The organism is Dietzia sp. SYD-A1 (genome assembly GCF_015356725.1).
Lineage (GTDB): Bacteria > Actinomycetota > Actinomycetes > Mycobacteriales > Mycobacteriaceae > Dietzia.
In genome coordinates, this window is record NZ_JADDKI010000129.1 from 1 (window position 1) to 3555 (window position 3555).

A 3555-nucleotide genomic window follows, 5' to 3' on the forward strand; every position below is an offset into this window, starting at 1 on the left:
GGTCTGGGCACGGAGCCCACAGTGCCGGATGCCGATCCCGCGGGGCCGCGCGCGGGGGTGGCGGGCTTGGATCCCGTGGGCTTGCCGGCCGAGTTCCGGGTCGGGGCCTTCTTCGTGGCGCGCGCGGTGTCCGTGGGTGTGGTGGCGGAGTCCTCGGTGGACGTGGCCTTCTTCCGGGAGGCGGTCTTCTTGGCGGTCGGCTTCGCCGCACCCGACTTCGTCGCCCGAGCCTTCTTCGCCGGAGCCTTCTGGTCCGGTGCCTTCTTCGCCGGTGCCTTCTTCGCCGGTGCCTTCTTCGCCGGTGCCTTCTTCGTCGGTGTCTTCTTCGTCGGTGCCTTCTTCGCCGGCGCCTTCTCCGGCTCCGCCGATGTGCTGGCTGCCGCCGTCGCTGCGGTCGGCTTCTTCGATGAGGGCTTCCGGGTCGTCGCCGTGGACGTCGGGTTCTTCCTCCCGGAGGCGCTCGAGCCGGAGGCGCTCGAGCCGGCCTGATCCTTGTCGGCCGGTGACTGACGCCCGGCCTTCTTCGACTGCTTGCGCACCTGCGCCAACTCGGCGGCCGACTTCCGCTCCGCGGTGGGGGTGCCGTTCGCCTCCCGCTCGTCGGCGGCGGCGACCAGTTCGGCCACGGCCGCATCCACCGCGCGGGCCATGGGCCACGGATCGGGAACGAGGTCCTTGCACGCGATGAACCCGAAGTGCAGTTCACCATCGAGCGACATCACCGTGCAGTTGAGACCGGCTCCGTGGAACACCGGCCCCATCGGCAGCATCTTGGTCACCCTGGCCCCGAGGAAGTAGAGCGGGATGTTGGGGCCGGGCACGTTGGAGATAATGAGGTTGTGCACCACCGGGTGCCGCTCCGAGAGCCTCAGTCGCGAGTACATCCGGACCGCGGACCCGAACACCGACGGAGCCGCGAACTGCGCCCAGTCGGTGAGGAGATTGGCGTCGAGCGCGTCGGTGTGGTCCTTGGCGACGGTGTTGGCGTCCCGGATGGACTCCAGCCGCTCGACCGGGTCATCGATGTCCGTGGCCAGCGACATGAACATGCCTGACACCCGGTTGGTGCCGGGGCGCGACTCCGCGGCGTGCACCGACATCGGGACCATCGCGATGAGGGGCTTCGACGGCAACGTGTCCAGGTCGTCGAGGTAGGTCCGGAGCGCCGTGGAGCAGATCGCCAACACGACGTCGTTGACGGTGGTGTTGAAGACGTTCTTGATGCGCTTGATCTGGTCGAGGCCCACACTGGCGTACGAGATGGACCGGTGCCCGGTGATCGTGCGGTTGAACGGGGTGCGGGGCGCGGTGAACGGCGCCGGCATGGCCAGTCCCTTGCGCGCCCTGTTGATCCACGACGGCACGACCCCCAGCGTCCCCGGGAGCAACGAGGCCAGGCGCCACGGGGTGGCCAGCCGGGACAACGCCCCACCGACGGCCAGTTCGAGAGCCCCGGACCCGCCGGCGGTCTCCTCCACCAGTTCCTGGTCGAGAGTCGGGTCGTCCGGGGTGAGCGAACACAGCTGGGACATCATGTTGGCACCCGTGACGCCGTCGACGGTCGAGTGATGCATCTTGGCGAAGACCGCGAACCGGTTGTCGGGAAGCCCCTCAATGACATACATCTGCCACAGGGGCATCGAGCGGTCTATCGGCTGGCTGGCCAGGTGCCCACACAGTTCGGCGAGCACCTCGTCCCCACCCGGCTCCGGCAGACCCACCCGGTGGAGGTGATGGTCGATGTTGAAGTCCTCGGCCTCGACCCAGACCGGGTGATCGATGTTGAGCAACGAGTCGTGCAGCTTGCGGCGAAAGCCGGGCATGGCCGTGACCCGGCGGGCGAGCTCGGCCCGCAGCGCGTCGAACGAGTAGCCACCATTCATCTCTGATCCGTCGAGGACGATCAACCCGCACACGTGCAGGAGTTGGGCCCTGGTCTCGAAGTAGAGAAAGCTGGCGTCAAGTCCACTCAGGCGCTGCATGCACGAAGTGTACGTCCGCAGTCAGTCTCACAGCGCCCGTTCGACCGACGGCCTGTCCTCAGTAAACGTCGAGGATGAGCCACGCCATCACGACGAGCGCGATCAGCAGGATCAGGGCGAGAGTCACACGCGACCGGGGCATCAGATGACCTCCTTCCCGGTCTCGGCGTCGCCGGAGGCGACGAGCCCCCGGAACCGGTGCACGAGCACATCCGCCACCCGTTCGACGACCACCGCGGCCAGGTAGAACAGCGGGACGCCCACCGCGAGCATGATGAAGACCTGAAGTGGGAAGGGCAGCGTGGCGAGCCAGAGTTCGACCGTGTCCCAGAACTCGAGGAAAGCCGTCACGACGCGATACTACGGCCGACCGACGGCGGCGGCCTCGCGGCCACCCACCACCGACGAGTCCAGGCCGCGGCGACGCAGCAGCGCCGAGGGGCTCGGGTCCGCTCCGCGCATCGCCCGATAGGCGTCGAGGAAGTCGATCGCCCCGCCCCGGGACAGGACCTCGCGGCGCATCGCCTCGCCCGTCGCCCTCTGCAGTCCCCCGCGGTCGGAGAACCACTCGGCGGCGTCCGCGTCGAGGACCTCCGCCCAGAAGTACGAGTAGTAGGCGGCCGAGTACCCGCCGGCGAAGATGTGTTGGAAGTACCGCGACCGGTACCGGGGTTCCACGCCGGGGACGTCCAGGTCCGCGTCGGCCAGCACCCGCGCCTCGAACTCGTCCACGTCCGTGACCGCCTCGGCCTCGGCGGGGGTGAGCGAATGCCAGGCCAGGTCGAGCAGGGCGGCGGCGAGGTACTCGACGGTGGCCTGGCCTTCCCCGAAGCGCTCGGCCTCCCGCATCCGGTCGACCAGATCCGGGTCGATCGGCTCCCCCGTCTCCACGTGGCACGCGTACCGTGCGAGCAGCTCCGGGCGGCGGGCCCACATCTCGTTGACCTGGGAGGGGAACTCGACGAAGTCGCGCGGCACCGAGGTCCCGGAGAACACGGGGTACTCCACGTCCGACAGCAGGCCGTGCAGCGCGTGGCCGAACTCGTGGAACATGGTGGTGACCTCGTCCATCGTGAGCAGCGTCGGCTCGCCCGCCGCGGGGCGGGCCAGATTCATGACGTTGACGACGACGGGCCGCGAGTCCAGGAGCCGGGACTGATCGCGGAAGGAGCTCATCCAGGCACCGCCCCGCTTGGTCGGACGCGCGTAGTAGTCGAGCAGCAACAGCCCCACTCCGGCGTCGGGCTCGGTGCGCTCGTCGTCGAACACCTCGATCACCCGGACGTCCGGAAGATACCCGCGAAGGTCCGTCCGCTCGGCGAAGCGCAGGCCGTAGAGCTCGGACGCCGAGTGCATGACCGCGTCGCGGAGCACCCTCTCGAGCTCGAAGTAGGGCCGGACGCGGGCGTCGTCCACCTGGAATCGCTCGGCGCGCAGTCGCTCGGACTCCCACGCCCAGTCGGCCGGGTGCAGCTCGCGGTCCTCGCCCCCGAGCAGGTCCTTGGCCTCGTTGCGGGCGTTGGTGACGGCGGCGTCGACCACGTCGAGTAGCAGGCCCCGTGCCGCGTCCGGC

2 protein-coding genes and 1 pseudogene are annotated in these 3555 nt (G+C 69.2%); all 3 read right to left on the minus strand.

Going from position 1 to position 3555, the window contains the following annotated elements:
* Positions 1-608 precede the first annotated feature (608 nt).
* Positions 609-1982 (minus strand): annotated as a pseudogene (locus IY392_RS06155) (wax ester/triacylglycerol synthase family O-acyltransferase); the annotation flags it as partial.
* 141 nt (positions 1983-2123) lie between these two features.
* Positions 2124-2333: a hypothetical protein gene (locus IY392_RS06160; RefSeq protein WP_107756110.1), complete on the minus strand. Its 210-nt coding sequence runs from the start codon at positions 2331-2333 to the stop codon at positions 2124-2126.
* Between the two features lie 9 nt (positions 2334-2342).
* Positions 2343-3555: M3 family metallopeptidase (locus IY392_RS06165; RefSeq protein ID WP_228549092.1), on the minus strand; the 1213-nt coding region annotated here is incomplete at its 5' end.